This is a genomic window from Lottiidibacillus patelloidae (genome assembly GCF_002262935.1).
Lineage (GTDB): Bacteria > Bacillota > Bacilli > Bacillales > SA5d-4 > Lottiidibacillus > Lottiidibacillus patelloidae.
Genome location: NZ_NPIA01000008.1, coordinates 102,158 through 119,957 on the forward strand (window position 1 = coordinate 102,158; position 17,800 = coordinate 119,957).

At 35.1% G+C, this 17,800-nt stretch carries 18 protein-coding genes; 7 read left to right on the top strand and 11 right to left on the bottom strand.

What is annotated here, in order from left to right; translation table 11 throughout:
• Positions 1 to 198: 198 nt before the first annotated feature.
• Both CIB95_RS13685 and CIB95_RS13690 read left to right on the top strand, forming a co-directional pair.
• On the top strand, positions 199 to 1,617 hold the full coding sequence (locus CIB95_RS13685) for a PAS domain-containing protein (RefSeq protein ID WP_158217643.1): 1,419 nt from the start codon (positions 199 to 201) through the stop codon (positions 1,615 to 1,617).
• A 146-nt stretch (positions 1,618 to 1,763) separates the two neighbouring features.
• A complete protein-coding gene (locus CIB95_RS13690; RefSeq protein ID WP_094926070.1) occupies positions 1,764 to 3,200 on the top strand; it encodes a hypothetical protein in 1,437 nt (478 codons plus the stop codon).
• A 104-nt stretch (positions 3,201 to 3,304) separates the two neighbouring features.
• Here CIB95_RS13690 and CIB95_RS13695 read toward each other — a convergent pair whose 3' ends face one another.
• The 4 genes from CIB95_RS13695 to CIB95_RS13710 all read right to left on the bottom strand — a co-directional run bounded on the left by CIB95_RS13695 (position 3,305) and on the right by CIB95_RS13710 (position 4,909).
• Positions 3,305 to 3,493 carry a hypothetical protein gene (locus CIB95_RS13695; protein WP_094926071.1) on the bottom strand — a complete coding sequence of 63 codons (189 nt, stop codon included), beginning with the start codon at positions 3,491 to 3,493 and terminating at the stop codon, positions 3,305 to 3,307.
• 141 nt (positions 3,494 to 3,634) lie between these two features.
• Positions 3,635 to 3,727: a YjcZ family sporulation protein gene (locus CIB95_RS13700; RefSeq protein WP_094926073.1), complete on the bottom strand. Its 93-nt coding sequence runs from the start codon at positions 3,725 to 3,727 to the stop codon at positions 3,635 to 3,637.
• A 97-nt stretch (positions 3,728 to 3,824) separates the two neighbouring features.
• A complete protein-coding gene (locus CIB95_RS16370) occupies positions 3,825 to 4,505 on the bottom strand; it encodes a hypothetical protein (RefSeq protein WP_198949207.1) in 681 nt (226 codons plus the stop codon).
• Between the two features lie 131 nt (positions 4,506 to 4,636).
• Positions 4,637 to 4,909, bottom strand: coding sequence for a hypothetical protein (locus CIB95_RS13710; protein ID WP_094926074.1), 273 nt, complete (start codon positions 4,907 to 4,909; stop codon positions 4,637 to 4,639).
• Positions 4,910 to 5,113: 204 nt separating this feature from the next.
• On the opposite strand from CIB95_RS13710, the gene CIB95_RS13715 reads away from it, so the two are divergent.
• Together CIB95_RS13715 and CIB95_RS13720 are read left to right on the top strand one after the other, a co-directional pair.
• A complete protein-coding gene (locus tag CIB95_RS13715) occupies positions 5,114 to 7,204 on the top strand; it encodes an ATP-binding protein (RefSeq protein ID WP_094926076.1) in 2,091 nt (696 codons plus the stop codon).
• Entirely contained in the window at positions 7,197 to 8,096 is a 900-nt protein-coding gene (locus tag CIB95_RS13720; protein ID WP_094926077.1) for a DUF899 family protein, read from the top strand. Before CIB95_RS13715 ends, CIB95_RS13720 begins: the two co-directional genes overlap by 8 nt.
• Positions 8,097 to 8,244: 148 nt before the next feature.
• On the opposite strand, the gene CIB95_RS13725 is transcribed toward CIB95_RS13720, so the two are convergent.
• From CIB95_RS13725 to CIB95_RS13740, 4 genes are all read right to left on the bottom strand, one after another.
• Positions 8,245 to 10,539 carry a helicase C-terminal domain-containing protein gene (locus CIB95_RS13725; protein WP_094926079.1) on the bottom strand — a complete coding sequence of 765 codons (2,295 nt, stop codon included), beginning with the start codon at positions 10,537 to 10,539 and terminating at the stop codon, positions 8,245 to 8,247.
• Between the two features lie 154 nt (positions 10,540 to 10,693).
• Positions 10,694 to 10,969, bottom strand: a complete 276-nt coding sequence (locus CIB95_RS13730) for a hypothetical protein (protein ID WP_233144144.1) — start codon at positions 10,967 to 10,969, stop codon at positions 10,694 to 10,696.
• Positions 10,970 to 11,104: 135 nt separating this feature from the next.
• A complete protein-coding gene (locus CIB95_RS13735; protein ID WP_094926080.1) occupies positions 11,105 to 12,109 on the bottom strand; it encodes a TIGR00341 family protein in 1,005 nt (334 codons plus the stop codon).
• A gap of 46 nt (positions 12,110 to 12,155) precedes the next feature.
• Positions 12,156 to 13,523 (bottom strand): alanine/glycine:cation symporter family protein, encoded by a 1,368-nt coding sequence (locus tag CIB95_RS13740; RefSeq protein ID WP_094926082.1) that lies wholly within the window; start codon positions 13,521 to 13,523, stop codon positions 12,156 to 12,158.
• Between the two features lie 128 nt (positions 13,524 to 13,651).
• Between CIB95_RS13740 and CIB95_RS13745 the strand changes: the two genes are divergently transcribed.
• Positions 13,652 to 14,278, top strand: coding sequence for a spore coat protein (locus tag CIB95_RS13745; protein ID WP_094926083.1), 627 nt, complete (start codon positions 13,652 to 13,654; stop codon positions 14,276 to 14,278).
• Between the two features lie 83 nt (positions 14,279 to 14,361).
• Here the strand turns inward: CIB95_RS13745 and CIB95_RS13750 are convergent, their stop codons facing one another.
• Together CIB95_RS13750 and CIB95_RS13755 are read right to left on the bottom strand one after the other, a co-directional pair.
• The gene (locus CIB95_RS13750) at positions 14,362 to 14,859 is read right to left on the bottom strand and encodes a GNAT family N-acetyltransferase (protein WP_198949208.1); all 498 of its coding nucleotides are present in this window, start codon (positions 14,857 to 14,859) and stop codon (positions 14,362 to 14,364) included.
• Between the two features lie 41 nt (positions 14,860 to 14,900).
• Positions 14,901 to 15,542 carry a LysE family translocator gene (locus CIB95_RS13755; RefSeq protein ID WP_233144145.1) on the bottom strand — a complete coding sequence of 214 codons (642 nt, stop codon included), beginning with the start codon at positions 15,540 to 15,542 and terminating at the stop codon, positions 14,901 to 14,903.
• A 130-nt stretch (positions 15,543 to 15,672) separates the two neighbouring features.
• On the opposite strand from CIB95_RS13755, the gene CIB95_RS13760 reads away from it, so the two are divergent.
• Positions 15,673 to 16,722 (top strand): YqcI/YcgG family protein, encoded by a 1,050-nt coding sequence (locus tag CIB95_RS13760; RefSeq protein WP_142296517.1) that lies wholly within the window; start codon positions 15,673 to 15,675, stop codon positions 16,720 to 16,722.
• Positions 16,723 to 16,738: 16 nt separating this feature from the next.
• On the top strand, positions 16,739 to 17,305 hold the full coding sequence (locus CIB95_RS13765; protein WP_094926086.1) for a cysteine hydrolase family protein: 567 nt from the start codon (positions 16,739 to 16,741) through the stop codon (positions 17,303 to 17,305).
• 35 nt (positions 17,306 to 17,340) lie between these two features.
• On the opposite strand, the gene CIB95_RS13770 is transcribed toward CIB95_RS13765, so the two are convergent.
• The gene (locus CIB95_RS13770) at positions 17,341 to 17,781 is read right to left on the bottom strand and encodes a CHRD domain-containing protein (protein ID WP_094926088.1); all 441 of its coding nucleotides are present in this window, start codon (positions 17,779 to 17,781) and stop codon (positions 17,341 to 17,343) included.
• Positions 17,782 to 17,800: the final 19 nt, after the last annotated feature.

The following is a 17,800-nucleotide window of genomic DNA, read 5'->3' on the forward strand; positions in this document are numbered from 1 at the left end:
TTTCTTTTGACTCTTTTCGACAATTATAATCTATCACTCCGATATACCAAGGTCAACACGTTTCCTTTCATTTATAAAATGTTATATTTTTCTTAATTTTCAATTCATTATTATATAAAAAGGGAATTGCCCTATCATTGTCGTATTAAGATTAAGAATATATAAATTTCTCTATATTAGTTAAGGCGGTGAGTGCTCTTGTTTGAAGCTTCTATTACTAATAAAAAGGCTAGTGATTATTTGAAAGGTAATACTAATAAGTGGGAATGGAATATTAAAAAAAATAAAATTAGTCGCTCCGGCTCTTTACTTACATTACTGGACTGTTCAGAGGAAGAAATTGGATTTACGTTCGACTCCTTTTTAAAGCGGATACATTCCGATGATGTTAATGAGGTTCGTAAAGTAGTTGCCCGTACGATTGAGAATAAAACTTCCTATAAACTAGAGTATAGGTTTATAACACCTGCAGGTAGAGAATTAATTGTGCATGACCAAGCGCACACAATCTTAGATGAATTTGGTGAGGTAGAAGGTTTATCTGGTGTAATTAAAGATATTACACTTCGTAGAAAAGCTGATAAAGCTTTGTGGAAGACAGAATATAAACTAGCTGTCGCCCATAAGATTGCACGACTTGTCAGCTGGGAATACGAACCAAGTACCAATCGAATTACTTGGTCTGAAGGAATACATGAACTTTTAGGCAGTGAGCCTAGAACAATCGAACAATTTCGTTCGTATATTCATCCTAACGATTTAGATTTTGTAAAACGAATTGGTGAAGCTTCTAATTTTGGAGAACCATATAATATCGAATATCGTCTAATTAAACAAGATGGTACACAAATAAATGTATATGAACAAGCTGAGGTTTTCTTTAACTCAGATGGGAAAATCGAACGAAAAATCGGTACTCTTCAAGATATAACGGAACGGAAGAAAACAGAAGAAAGACTGTTAAACTCTGAAAAACTATCGGTTGTTGGCCAATTAGCTGCTGGTGTTGCTCATGAGATTAGGAACCCCTTAACATCTTTAAGAGGCTTTATTCAACTACTCGATGGAGGGATATCTAGTAAAGAATATTACAAAATCATGCTAGATGAATTAGATAGAATTGAATTTATTGTTAGTGAATTTTTAAACCTAGCTAAACCTCAATCTACAAACTTTGAAAATTATAACCCAGTAGAATTATTACAAGGTGTCATTTCATTACTAAAAACAGAAGCAAATTTACAAAACATTACGATCGAACTTGATATAAAAAAGGAAGTCCAAGAAATTTACTGTGAGAAAAACCAAATTAAGCAAGTTTACATAAATATGTTTAAAAACGCGATGGATGCTATGCCAAAAGGTGGTGTCATTAAAGTAACGGTTGATGTCATGCCTTGTAATTATTTATTGATTCAATTTAAGGACGAAGGAGTAGGTATTCCAAAAGAACGATTAAAGAAAATCGGTGAGCCTTTTTACTCAACCAAAGAAAAAGGGACAGGATTAGGAATCATGATTTGTGATCGAATCATTGCAAGACATGGTGGCGAAATATCTTTTGAAAGTGAAGAGAATGTTGGAACAACTGTCTCCATTTCAATACCAATTAAATAGTTAAGAAGGAAAGGACGGAAGACCGTCTTTTTTTTTGTCCTTTTTTATCTGATTACTGGCAATCACAATTCCCTTCTTTTTGCATATACTATCAAACCTTATGGGTGCCCACATTTTTATCAATAAATACGAAAAGGGTGTATTTTATGGAATTAACGATTGCGCATTGGCTATATGCATTAGTAACTTTTGTTGTCATAGTCACGATGGTATTTCGGAAAGGTGTCGTGCTACCAACTTTGTTAGGTACGTTACTCATTGCCGTTGTTTATAAAGGAAGTATTGTCGGCGGCTTTACTTCTGTTTTTAATGCAAACTTAGTAGCTGCTAAAGAACTATTTAGTATCTTTTTAATTATTACTTTTATGTTTGCATTGCTTCATGCTTTAAAGGACATTGGATCGGACCGGCTAATGATAGAGCCTATTCAAAAAATAATGAAAAATGGGCATGTTGGATTTTTAGTCCTTATCATATCTACTTTTATTATTTCTCTGTTTTTCTGGCCAACTCCAGCTGTTCCCTTAATTTGTGCGTTATTAGTACCTGCTGCAGTTAGAGCAGGTCTGCCAATCATGGCAGCTGCGATGGCAGTCGCACTTGCTGGCCAAGGGATGGCACTATCTTCGGACTACGTTATGCAAATTGCACCAATGCTTAGTGCAAAATCTGCCGGACTAGACACAGCTGTAGTTGCTGATAAGGCAATAATTTTATCCTTAATTACTGGAATTATTGCAATTTTAGCTACTTATTTAATGTTTAGGAAGAAAATGAGAAAGAAAGATGATCCTACGATTGATGTTGAATTAAGTGCATTAGGAGGAATAGGTTCATCTAATACTAAAGAAAACGAAGTTAAACCTATTAAAGACATTTGGAGTAAAGTATTTGCCTTGCTTGTACCTCTCTCCATGTTGGCAGTCATGATTTATATGGTATCAACGAAAGTAAGTAGCGGACGTATGGGAGGATTTGAAGGTGGCGATGGTGCAGCATTCATTGGTGGTGTTGCCATCTTACTTCTAGCACTCGCAACCTTATCTTTTAAAAAGGCAAGTGCTTTTGATCGGATTAGTGTTCACATTACTGAAGGATTTGTATTTGCTTTTAAAGCTATGGGACCTGTTATTCCGATCGCCGGATTTTTCTTTTTAGGAAGCAGTGACTTTGCCCCAAGTATTCTTTCATTAGGTGAAGGAGATGCCACACCTGCATTTTTATTTGACTTAGTTGCCTCTGCACAAGAACACATTCCACAAAGTTCATTTTTAACTGCCTTTGGTATTCTAGTGATTGGTATGATAACTGGTCTTGATGGCTCAGGTTTTTCTGGGTTACCACTTACAGGTGCATTATCTGGTGCACTAGCAAATGGTGCTGGATTAGACCCGGCAACACTTGCAGCAATTGGGCAAATGGGTGCTATTTGGACTGGTGGAGGAACATTAATTGCTTGGTCATCACTTGTTGCTGTTGCTGGTTTTTGTGGCGTATCGGCACTTGATTTAGCAAGGAAAAACTTCTTCCCCGTGTTACTAGGATTAATTGCCTCAACAGCAATTGCCGTATTATTTCTATAGCTTCGTTAAAAATCCCGCTTTAAGTAAGCGGGATTTATTTATTGCAAAATTTATTGTTTAGACCTGTATTCAAAAAGTACTAGATAGAAAGTAAAACTATAATATTAAAATGCTTTATTTAGCTCATAAGTAGGTTGGTTTTTGTTAATTTCTTCATTTCTACTTTTAACTAAGGCTTCCTGAACACTTTCTTCCATTGAAAATTCCGTATCATTTGCAGGTGAAATATTGGACTGAGCTTGTAACACCTTTTTAATATTTTCTTCCTGCTGCTTATTTTCCTTTAGTGACAACCGACTCAAACCTCCTTTTTCCCTTTTCGTTATCGTAACCTTCGATAATTATCATTATTCATATGTAATATACATAAAGACATCAGAAAGAATTAAAACATAAAAGAGGTGGCCAAATGACCACCTCAAGTAATTATATTTTTAGTAGTTGCTCCAAGAAGCACCAACAATTATTAACAAGATAAATAACACAACGATTAAGGCAAATCCGCCACCAAGTCCGTATTCAGACATTGATCATTCCTCCTAATTTTTATTTATTGTTACAGTTATACTTTATGTGTGAGGTCCCAATGTCGTAATAGGTCATTAGCGGAGTTTTTCTTATTGCTTAGTAGAACGGAAAGAATGGGAAAAAGAAGCGTCGAATTCCGAAAAACGGGAAGCGGAATCGTCTAAATCGACGGAATCGTCTACGATAAGGGTAGCCATAGCCTCCATAACCGTATCCTCCGTATCCGCCATACCCTCCGTATGTGCGATCAAAGTCGTCATCCTCATCTAGATCATCATCATCACGATTTTCTGGCATATCACCGACTGGAACTAGCATGTAAACATTTTTATCATCTACTTTTTCAATAATTCCATCCTGCATTTTTCCATCTTTCATTTCCATCATAACGAAGTATAATTGATATTTTTTGCAATGGTCATGCATTTCCTTTTCACTTAATTCACCCATACCATCATATGGCATCATTCCTCCTTGTGGCATCATTCCTCCTTGTGGCATCATTCCTCCTTGTGGCATCATTCCTCCTTGCGGCATCATTCCTCCTTGTGGCATCATTCCTCCTTGTGGCATCATTCCTCCTTGCGGCATCATTCCTCCTTGCGGCATCATTCCTCCTTGCGGCATCATTCCTCCTTGCGGCATCATTCCTCCTTGCGGCATCATTCCTCCTTGCGGCATCATTCCTCCTTGCGGCATCATTCCTCCTTGCGGCATCATTCCTCCTTGCGGCATCATTCCGCCGTATGGCATATTCATGTTTGTCTCATGATTCATTCAATAATCACTCTCTTTCTTATTAATTTCAAAATATCATATTCATCCTTTAGGTATTTGTTTATGAAATGGGCTTTTCCTATGTAAAAAAACCTCCCTAAACAGTGAGAGAGGCTATACAATTGAATGTTTCACCAAAAAAATCCGAAGGGATATGCCGCAATTGAAACCACTGCTGCCAGTGCGAGTGCTCCTGCCGCTACTCCAAATCCGAAACCAAATCCTCTGCCAAAATCTCCATACCCATAACTAAAACCGCCTAAGTCACGTTCCAATGGTCGAAAGAACACATGTGTCTCAGAAACCCGTTCGACTACCCCACGGTGAACTTCACCATACCGATCATATATTTCTACTGGTTTACCAATATAACGGCAACATTCATGATAAATTTCATAACTCATTTATTAAGCAATTCTCCTTTCTATAAGCATCGTTAAATTAAATCTCCGTACTATAGTATGACTAGATGTACAAGATGTATGGGACAATCTCCATAGGCATATACGGAAATTAAAGAATATTATTACTATTTGTACATTAAAATGGTAAAATAGAGTGACTAGAAGGAATTTTTTGTTAACATTAATTTCTAAAGGACGGGTAATATGTTAAAGCCTATGAAGAAAGATGCTAGTGATGATATCGTTTCCCTAAGCCATTTACCTTTAGGTGCTCATGTTTTATATACTTATACTGATGCGAATAAGTATATTGAAAATGCTGTAGCATTTATTTGTGATGGTCTTAAACTAATGCAGCACGTTGTTTTCATTGATAGTTCATCCCACATTAAAATGGTTAAGGAACATTTAATTAATAAAGGATTTGAGTCTAAAATTCGCAATGTCCTGTTTGCAGAAAATAAGGACTTTTATTATTCTAAAGAAGGATTTGTAACTGAACATATCCAATCAAATTTCTTTTCAGTAACTGAGCCATTATTAGATAAAAAAGTTACGCTTCGCACGTGGGGAAATACAATTTGGAACGATGAGAAATCGCTTTTAGAAAAACTTAAACATTACGAATCTGCTTGTAATGAATTTATTAACCTACAAAAAACACTTACAGTCTGTTCTTACAATGGATTAAAATTACCTGCATCTATTCATATTGAATTAGAAAAGCTTCATTCTTATGTAATGACTGATGATGATATTACTAACTCCAAGACATATAACCAGCAAAACACCTCCTCTCAGATCCACTCAAAAATGTTAGAAACATTAAATAAAAAATTAATTAGTTCTCTGAGACAAACACAAAATGAATATAAATTTATTTCAGATTATTCCTTGAACTTAATAACTAAGGTATCAAAAGATGGACGTCTTTCATTCATTTCTAATACATCGTTCATTTTACTTGGATTTAGTCCAATTGAGTTATTAGGAAAAAAAGTAAAGGAATTCATTCATCCAGAAGACTATAAAACGCTAAAAGAAATGGATCCGTGGATGCAAGAACATCTTTTGCATTTAAACTATCGGGTTAAGAAGAAAGATGGAAACTATTTATGGATGAGAGCGGCAATAAACGTTGTTCGCAATTCCATTACAAACGAAGCCGAAGAAATAATTTTTTCTGCGGTTGATATTTCGAAGGAAAAATCCTTAACTGAAAGTTTACAAGAAAGTGAATTAAAGCTTGAGACAAACAAGAAAATTTTACAAGATCTTCTCGACCAAATTCCTGAAGCCATATTCATTGGTAATAATGGAAGAATGAAATATTTAAATCCAGTAGCAGCAAACCTACTCGAGGCAGATGCTAGCGAATTAATTGGAAAGAAATCAGTAGACTATGTTCATCCTGATTATGTTGACGTTGTCGATAAGCGAATTAAAAAAGTTCAAAGAGAAGGAAAATCAATAGATTTTTTAGATCAAAAAATAATTACTGCCAAAGGAAATGTTGTTGATGTCGAAGCTAAAACAATTCCTTTTGAATATAACGGCACCCCGTCTTCTTTAACTGTTGTTCGAAATATTTCACAGAGACTATTAAACCAGGAACTTGCTTTAAAGTCTGAAAAGTTAACAGTAGCTGGCCAATTAGCGGCAGGAATTGCCCATGAAATAAGAAATCCACTTACTTCTATTAAAGGGTTTTTACAGTTATTGAAAGCAGGAACGATTGATATTGCAAACTATTATAATATTATGGCGAACGAAGTAACGCGCATTGATACTATTTCTAGTGAACTACTTGTACTAGGGAAGCCAATTAGTACAACATATAAGCTTGAAAACATTTTCACATTAGTAAGTGAAGTGAAAGTTCTATTAGAAACGCAGGCGATAATGAAAGGAATAAATATTGAACTAGATATACCTGAAACAGTGGCTGCTACTATCAAATGTAATGCCACACAGATGAAACAAGTTTTTATTAATATACTCAAAAACGCTATAGAAGCAATGAATGAAAACGGTAATATCTATGTAAAAGGGCATATAAAAGCCAACAAGGCCATTATAAAAATTACAGATGAAGGACCAGGAATACCGCAAAACATCATTAAAAAATTAGGCGAACCCTTTTTCACAACAAAAGAAACTGGTACAGGTTTAGGACTAATGATTTGTTACAACATTATCGAACATCATAAAGGTACTATCTCGGTAGAAAGTAATCCTAATAAGGGCTCTACTTTTACTATAACTTTACCATTGAAGGAGAATTGTGATGAATAGTGAGTTATACGAAAAGATTAGTAAACTTGAACAAGAAATACTAACGAAAAAAGAGCAATTAGTAAAACTTAAAAAGGCAATACCTGAAACAAAAGTCGAAAACTATCTATTCTCCTTACCTAACAACGAAAAAGTTTCATTAGCAGAGTTATTTTTAGATAAAGAAGAATTGTTTGTTGTGCATAATATGGGAAGTAGCTGCTCATATTGTACGATGTGGGCTGACGGCTTTAATGGCATTTATCACCACCTCGTAAAAAAGGCACCTTTTGTTGTAACTTCTCCTGATTCCCCTGAGTTTCAAGAAGACTTCGCTGCTTCACGCGGTTGGAAGTTTCCTTTACTATCTACGCAAGGGAATACGTTCAAAGAAGATATGGGCTTTGAAAAAGATGGCTACTATTATCCAGGTGTTTCTACATTTAGAAAAGATGCTGAAGGGAATATCTATCATCATGCGAAAACATCATTAGGACCTGGTGATGACTATTGCGCAGTATGGCATTTACTAGATTTATTACCTTCAGGAAGAGATGGTTATGAAGCTACGAAGCGGATTTCTGAGTCCTCAAGCTATGAACTTGCAAATAATGTTGCTGTTCAAGTTAAAAATTATTCTAAGGCTATAAACTTTTATGAAAATATTATTGGAATGACTGTCCATGCTAAAAGTGATTTCGAATCACACCTCTCGTTAAGTGGAACAAACTTTTATATAGAGGATAGTATTGAAGGAAATACTTTCTTTGATTTTGCTGTGGATGATATTAAAAAAGCAAAAGAAACGCTCCTTGAAAATGGCTGTGTAATTACGAAAGAATACAGTAAGAACAGTGTGATGATTGCAGACCCTTACGGATTAAAATTTCATCTCTTTGAAGTGAGAAATTGAAGTTATTCCATATTTTATACTTTTACTTTTACTTCTTAAAAAATCCAAACAATGATGGTTTGGATTTTTTATTTTATTTTTATGAAATTTTGAAATGCAATTCCAAACCTTCTTTTTCCAAGGGAGCGGACTCATTTCTAGCTTTTCTTCACCTTAATTTATATAATTCATAGTTCGTCCATTCTTTCGGTAACAGTTGCTTGTACTTACTGCTTAAGAATCTGTCATCTACTAAAACAATTTTTCCTCGATCATTTTCTGTCCGAATTAACCTTCCCCCTGCTTGTAACACTTTGTTCATACCAGGATAAACATAAGCAAAATCATAACCATTTTTACCAATGGAATCAAAGTATCGCTTCATTAAATCACGTTCGAAAGAAAGTCTCGGTAAACCTACTCCTATGATAAACACACCACTTAGCCGCTCTCCCTTTAAATCGATTCCCTCTGAAAAGATGCCTCCCAAGACAGCAAATCCTACTAATGTATTGTTATTCTCGGCATCATAAGAAGCTATAAAGTCTTCACGTTCCAGTTCTGTCATACTACTATGTTGTACAATTGTTTCGACTTCAGGTGCTAAACTTACAAACTCTGAATAAACTTCTGATAAATAGTGATAGGATGGAAAGAAGATAAGATAATTCCCTTTTACCCTCGTCTCTTTAATTAACATGTTAACCAAATCTAATTTCGTCAAATCCCTATCTTTAAACCTCGTTGAAATTGGTTGAATATAAACCTTTGCTTGATCTGCTGTAAATGGTGAGTTGATGCTAACTGCATAATTATCATTACTTATACCTAACATCTCTTGATAATACAAAAAAGGTGACATTGTTGCAGAAAAAAATATTTTTGAATGAAAGCCTTTTGCCATTTTTTGCAGAAGATGTGAAGGGTCAATACAAAACATTTTTATTTTTATATCTTCTTCCTCTACTTCAACATACGTAATAAAGCGCTCATCGTATAAAGGAGCAACACGTAAAAATCCTAAGGCAGAAAAATATCCTTGTAATAATGCTTCTCCTTCTTGCCCTGTTCCATTTAAAGAGAGTTCTTGTTCGGCAATAAACACAAATGAGTCTACCAACGTAATAATTTCTTCTTGCATTTCCTTATAGGAAAGATTTTTCTCTTTTCCAGCTTCCCTTTTTAGCAATTCGAAATAATATACGATTTCACAAACTACTTCATATAAATTATTATTTATACTTTTATATGCTTGTTGAATCTGTTGAAATAATGACAGATTAAGTTCTGCTGAATACATGTCTCTCCCGCGATCAACGAGCTGATGTGCTTCATCTATTAAAATTGCAGTCTTTTTCTTTTGCTCTTCATACTGTCGTTTTAAAGAAACTCGAGGATCAAAAATATAATTGTAGTCGCAAATAACAACATCAACAATGTAAGCGAGATCAAGTGAAAATTCAAAAGGGCATACACGATGTTTACGGGCATATTTTTCAATTACCTCTCGTACCATAATTGTCTCACTCTTTAAAATGTCTAAAATTGCTGCATTTATCCGATCAAAATGCCCGTTTGCGAATGGGCAAGTCTCACTTTGACATAACATTTTCTCATTAATACATGCCTTTTCTTTTGCAGTGATCGTAACAGAATGAATGACTAACTTATCCTTTGCCATTAAGGAAAGTGATTCTTCTGCAACCGTTCGTGTAATCGTTCTTGCTGTTAAATAAAAAAACTTTTGTAATGCACCTTCGCCTATTGCTTTTAAAGCAGGAAATGTTGTTGAAATTGTTTTCCCTACACCTGTAGGTGCATTCGCAAATAATTGTTTTTTATCAAGTATTGTTTTGTATACGGCACCAGTAAGCTTCCTTTGCCCTTCACGATATGTTTCAAATGGAAAAGTCAATTGTTTAATACTTTCATTCCTTCTAGCTTCATGTTGCTTTAACAGCTCTGCATACGGTGCATACTGCTCAACAACGACAAACACAAAATGCGATAATTCTTCTATCGTAAACGCTTGTTGAAATCTTTTGACTTCATTCGTTTTTGCTTGAACATATGTCAATTGAACCTTTATTTTATTTTTATCATGAGACGCGCAATACATATACGCATAAAACTTAGCTTGTGCCCAATGAACAGGATGGGTATCGCTAGTAATTTGGTTAATGTCAGCAGAAGTAGATTTTATTTCATCGATTGTAACTTCATCTCCGTCAAAAAGGAGACCATCACATCTTCCATCAATATGGTATTCTAGCTCTCGATGAGTAATTGTTGTTTGTAAGTAGACTTCTTTTTCAGCATTTTCATCATATGTTCTTTGAATACTTTGATGAATTCTCGTTCCTTCTGCCATTGCAGTCATTGAACGCATGCCTTCTTCAATACTTCCAGATCGAAACACATGTTCAACTAGAAAGCGTACAGATATTTTCACATTTTCTTTCATACCATCACCTAACTCTATTTTAACAGGTAACTTTCAATAACTTTGCATTTAATTTACAAATAAAAATAATCCTCCACTCTATCTAGCGAGCGGAGGAATACTATCACACAAATTGAATGCCTTTATTATTGTGTTAGTAATGTTTTTTAAATTATTACTCATCTTTTTTCTTACGAGAGAAAAGTTTCTGCTTAATTCCTTTTGTAGCCTTTGAAGTTGTATCCACAGTTTTATTAATTGCATCATTACCAGTATCGGAAACTTTTTTAATGACATTGGATGAAGCGTCAGCAGTTTTCCCAACTAGACCGCCTTCTCCTGATACTGATTTTACAATTTTATTAGATGTATCGACAGTTTTATGAACTAAATCATTCGCTTCGTCCGTGACATTCTTAATGATATTTTTGCTTTTATGATCGTTTGACATGTGCTTCACTCCCTTCGAGGCACTCTATATATCCCTATGGGCTTTCATTAGAGTTATTACAGACCTGAATGGAGTGTATGTTTGTCTTGCGCCGTTCAAGTACTGATACGAAAGGAATGAATTTTCTTAAAAAAATTATGCTTGATTACTATAAATAACGGCAACTACTAATAAAATAATGATAATTGATATTGAAAGTAACGCATATCTTCTGGAATTATGTGCTCGTTGAATTTCCTCATATTTTATAGGACGAATTCCTGTTAAAGAAAAGACGATAATTGCCGATAGAAGAATTGAAGTTATATTAGCTAAAAGTAATAACAATGCCCCAAATGCTTCAGCTAACATTAATGAACCTAGAGACATTCCTAACACAACCGTTGGTGGCAATAATGCCACGGCAACCATTACCCCTACTAATGATCCTGGTAACCTTTTTAAAATTGCTAATGCGCCTGCTGCACCTGATGCTAAAGCTAAAATCATATCACCAACATCAACATACGTTCGTGATAAAAACTCATGACTATTTTCTGGGTATTCAAAAATAAAGCTGAAGATAATTGAAACACCTAATGCTAAGAAAATACCCATGACAACGGATAGGAAGGAATGCTTCGCTAATTTATAATCCCCTAATATAGAGGAGAATGCCAAGGCAATTACTGGTCCAAGCAATGGAGCAATTACCATCCCTCCAATAACGACAGCAGTGCTATTTTTTATTAAACCTAAGGCTACAACAACCGCAGAAAGCATCACGAATAATGCATACGTTAAATTGGCTCTACTCATTCCTTCGATATGTAAATATAATTCATGGCGACTAGCTCGTTGTATTTTCCTTCTTTGCTTTTCTTTTACTTTATTAGGCCTTTCATCTTCTCCTGTTTTTCTTTTTATATGTGTTTGCACAGGAAATAAAATAATTTCAAAGCCATCGATAAGATTTGAAGCACTTTCTAAATAATTTAATATTTCTTCGGAGTCTTCCGTTTTCACAAGAAGCCTAAGCAAGAGTTGATCGTCATCTAACTCACGCGTGCGATATGATACGACAATAAATTTTTTTAATTTCGCATCTACTTGTTCAAAATACTTTTTTGGTAAATATGCTTCTATTAGTTGTAGAGACATGTTTAACGCCTCCTATCGTTTATTAAAAATAGTATGCCAAAATATACTAATTTCTTCTTTCTATTTTATCATAGAAATACGCAGTAGTAATTTTCTTCACTTCTTTACTCAATAATACAATTGCTATGACATTTGGAATGACAATTACCGCTAAAAGTAAATCCAAAAGTTCCCAGACAAACTTTAAACCACCGACCGCCCCTATGTAAATTGCTACTAAATAAACGAAGCGCATGAACCATTTTGCTTTCATTCCAAAAAGCTGTTCCGCTTGTAGTTCACCATAATAAATAATGACCCCAATGGTTGCTAATACAAAAAAGATTAATAGCACTGCTAAAATAATTGAACTCCAATAATCCCCGATACTTGTTGCAATAGCTTGCGCTGCCATTGTTGCTGCTTCCTCTACCTTAACTTTTTTCCAAACCCCAGTAATAATGACTGTAAAGCCTGTCAGAGAACAAATGACAATCGTATCGATAAAAACTGCAATTATTCCCCAAAATGCTTGTTTAGGAGGTTGGTCCGTATTCGCTGAAGCATAAGCAATTGCAGATGTTCCCATGCCTGCTTCACTCGTATATAATCCTCTCGCTAACCCCCAGCGCATCGCTTGAATAACACCAGCTCCAGCAAAAACTCCTATACCAGCAATAGGTGTGAAAGCACTCTTTATAATAAGTAAAAACGTTTCTGGAATTAGCTTTCCATTACTCACAATTACATAACTTGTCAGCAGTACGTAGCTTATAACAAAAATAGGTAATAACTTTGCACTTATTTTCCCAATTCGTTCAATTCCACCCCATATGACTAAAGCCGTAATAAAAACAAATACAATGCCTGTAATAGATAAAGAAATAGAAAAATCACTTTTTAAAGTCGTCGAGATCGAGTTCGACTGAACCATAACACTTGGTATCACTTCCAACATTAATCCAAAAGCATATAGAAATCCGATCCATTTCCACCCTAAGCCATTCGTTATGTAGAACCTTGGACCTCCAATCCATTTTCCATCTTTATTTTTCTCGCGATACTTTATTCCTAAAACAAGTTCGGTATAAATTGTCGACATCCCAAAAAAAGCGACGACCCACATCCAAAACAAAGCACCAGGCCCACCTAACGCTATTGCGATTGGGACACCAACGATATTAGTTGCACCTGCTGTGGCGGATAAAGCAGACGTAAATGCTTGAAATGGTGTGATCCCTTCATTATTTTTAGTATTTTGATTTTTTTTCTTATGAGTGAAAATTTCTCCAATTGTTGCTCGAAAAATATGCCTAGCATGTCTTATAGGTAAAAAACCTAACCGAATTGTAAGAAGGATTCCTGAAAGTAACAGCAAACTAATCATTGGAAATCCCCAAAGAAATTCCGAGATTGTTGTAATAGCAGTTTTCATATGTAATTATCCGCTCCTAACGTTTTCTTCCCTTTTTTAATATTTGAAGATAAAGTCAATCTATTCCTCACATAATGCGAAGAAAGCTGTAAATAATAAAGGTGATAAAAATGAAGGGGGATTTTTTTATGCAAGGACAACAAAATGGAATGAATTCATCGATGCAAACCTCACCAACAATGCCAGCAACGATGCGTCATGGAGGGCATGAAGTTTTTGATGTTCATGAGGTTCTATCAACGTTAATTTCAACTTTAGACCAATATTTATTATTTCAAGAACAAATTCAATGTCCCGAACTGAAAGGAATTTTACAAAGACAGCATCAATTTATTACGCAAACTTATAACACCGCCGTTGATTGTTTCACAACTGGACAAGATCCAACCGTACCAACGCAAAGTTATAAAATGCTGCAAAATAATGATGTAATTTATGGCTTAAAACCAGCGCAACCACAAAAACCTGCACAGTCTGTTGCAGAAATTAATGAACAAACGATTTCCACTTCAGCCCTTGGCCTCGTTAAATCTGCGGCTACGTTAATGGCAATGACGTCACTTGAAATGACAAATCCAGTCGTCCGTCGTGTAATTGCAGATAGTGTTCCTAATTTTATCGAAATGTCATATGAGCTTTTCTTATATATGAATAAGAAATCCTATTATCAAGTTCCACAATTAACTATGCAAGACATGCAAATGATGGTTACGAGTTATACGCAATCGCAACAACAGATGCAAATGCCAAATTAAAAAAGCTTAAAGCTAAGAAAAAAAACTGCACCTTCAATTGTTAGAAATACTCTAACAAAAGGTGCAGTTTATATTTAATCTACCTATTCATTATTTCCAACTACAGTACTTCTTCTTTCAAACATTACTACAACGCGCCAAACACCTTTCATTCTGCCTATTTTCCGTTGAATACCAAGTTCTTGAAATCCAAACTTTTTATGTAAGTGTATACTCGTTTTATTTTCTGGAAAAATCCCTGCAAATAACGTCCAAAATCCTTTATCCTCAGAACATGTAATTAATGCTTGAAGTAACTTACTTCCTGTTCCTTTTCCACTAGCATTAGGATGTACATAAATGCTTACTTCTCCTACACCACGGTATACTTCACGATTTGAAGTGCGACTTAATTTACACCAGCCTAATATCTTTTGATTATCATGAGCGACTAGTAAGCAGTCTTTTACAGCGCTTTCCACGAAATATTCTAATGATGGAGTAGCTATTTCAAACGTTGCTTGTCCAGTTTTAATACCCAATTCGTAAATAATTTTTACTTGCTCCCAATCACTTTCTTCAAATTTCCGTATCTCAGCCAAATTCTTCTCTCCTAGTAATCTATTGTTATTTTTGCTTTATCTTATAAGGTTGCTCGAATAAATTCAATCGCAAACCCTACGCCGAACCAAAATAAACAAAAGCCTGCTACAAAAGTAATCATACGTAAGAGTCGATCTTTGACTAATTCACGTCCAAAATGAACCGTAAAAGCAATGTTTAAATTCCATAAGATTATGCCAATAAAGATTGCCATACTTAATAATACCGAAGTAGCAAGTGTTTCCTTTTTAGACAATGTTGCTAATGTTGATCCATATACCCCAAACCAAAAAACTATATTAATAGGATTAACTAATGCGATAAAAAAACCTGTTAGATATGCGTTGGATATTCGCACATGTTCTTCTGCCAGATTGGACATTACCTTTATTCTTTTTATACTACTTTTCATACTAGAAATCCCTAAATACATAAGCATTATTGCTCCTATTGCATACATCGCTAAAACAACTACTTTATGTTGCATAAATTGACTAGCACCAAAAAATATAAGAATTAAAAATAGGAAATCAGCTGTAACGCCACCTAAACCTACTAACCAAGATTGCCAAAAGCCGTCGGTGATACCACGTTTAATCATTTCAAAATTAATTGGCCCTACCGGAGCAGCTAAACTAATTCCTAGCACCGTAAATTTTATGAATAATAATAGAAAATCCACTTCTATACAACTCCTACCACTTGTCCTACTTCACTATATGCAGGACTCGCAATCATATATTCATAAATCAAACATGCCTAGCGTAAAATGTATCATTGCGAATGTTGAAGGGAGTGCTATAAAAGCAATCATGAAAATATCAGAAAGCTACCAAGCTAATCAATCAGTCTTAGGGGATCTGCCCCATTGGGGTAACCAAGCATTTAAAAGTTTCACAAACGATTTATTAAGTGAAGAAAATCCCTTCCCGTGTATTTTAGGTGTTGAAGGTATGAAAGCAGGTCAATTGCGTTTTTGTTTTATTGACTCGACAGAAGATGAATCAGCTCTAAAAAATCTGGCATCCCACTTAACACATTACTTACAACATTATAAAAAGATTGGGAAAAACACCTCTTTTGTTGCATTTTTTAAGCCTGATGACTTAAAGACAATGGAGCAATATGAAAAACAATTTTGGGGTATTTTACAAGCGCTACATAAATACGATAATCAACCTTGGCCAAAGGAAGTTCCGAAAGATCCTAACAATCCACTATGGGAGTTCAGCTTTCAAAATGAACCGATATTTGTCGTATGCAATACACCCGCTCATGAAAAGAGAAAAAGTCGGTATAGTAGTACATTTATGATGACCTTCCAGCCCCGTTGGGTGTTTGAAGGGATGAACGCTCAAACAAAAAAAGGACAAAAAGTGCAAAAAATTGTCCGTGACAGACTTAAAAAATATGACAAAATCAAGGCACACCCTGAACTAAATTGGTATGGTGATCCAGAGACGAGAGAGTGGAAGCAATATTTTTTACGTGATGAAAATGATTCGACTTTAAATAAATGTCCTTTTCATACTTCTTTAAAGGAGGAAAGAAAAATGCCGATGACGAAAGTAACAATTGAAAAAAACGTCGGTGGTACGATGGAAGAAGTCGTTAGAGAGATACTTCCTGAAGCAACAAGTTATGTAGAAATACAAAATGATGCTCCTCATCAAGAACACCCTACTCATACACATCCAACAGATGAAATTTTACACATATTAGAAGGAACGATTTATTTTACAATCGGAGAAGAGACAACGTTATGTCATCCTGGTGACCGCATTTACTTACCGAAGGAAACTGTTCATGGATCAAAAGCCGGACCTACAGGGTGTTTATATGTCATCTCCATTCAAAAATAGTAACTGGAGGTTTCAAATGAATGTTGCACTTTTATTAATTGATGTACAAAAAGCGTTTCAAGATAGTAAGTGGGGGAATCGAAATAACCTTAATGCAGAAGAAAACATGTTACAGTTGCTAAAGGCATGGCGCCAAAGTAATATGCCAATCATCCATATCCAACATGCTTCAACAGATGAACATTCTCCGCTTCACCCATCAAAGCCTGGGTATGAACTTAAAGATGGCTTTGAGCCACATAGAGGTGAAAGTCATTTCACAAAAAATGTGAATAGCGCATTTATTGGAACCGATTTAGAAAAAAGACTAAAAAAACTTGGCTGTACTGATATTGTCGTAATTGGATTAACAACGCAACATTGCGTTTCTACAACGACAAGAATGGGCGCAAACCTCGGTTTTCATATGCATGTTGTAAGTGATGCAACTGCTGCTTTTGAATTAACATCTTTTGATGGTAAGCAGTATAGCGCAGAGGAAGTTCATCATGCGGCTTTAACAAATCTTCACAATGAGTTCGCAACAATATTGACGACGGAAAAGGCTATTGAAACTTTTATTGCAAATAAATTGCTAAAATAAAACAAATGTCCTTTTTAGGACATTTGTTTTTTTATTTACCAGATTGGGTGGATTTTTTTTATTTGACCGCGGATTTCACCGCCAGGATTTTGCTCGGTATGAACATTTACATACGTGTTTCCTTTTTCCATCGCTTTTATTAACTCTTTCACACTATCAATTCCAACATTATTGTCTACGATATCTTCATCTTTAATAATCCCTTGAACAACGCCTTGTCGTGTTGAGATACCTTCTTGTTCAGCTAGTGTGGCAACATCGGCACCGAATAAAAATGCTAGGACAGGTCCGTTTTCATCTCTTTCTCCAAAATGAATATGCGCTTGGACTAAATCGCGAATGTTATTTACTTCTAAGAAAAACTTCAATTTCGTTTTTTTCTTATTCGTTACAAACTTAGCGATTCCAAAGGCGTTTGAACGTACTGGTGGAACTTCATTTCTTCCTCTTAAACGTGCTACAAAAAACTCACTCATAAAACTTCACCTCCTAATT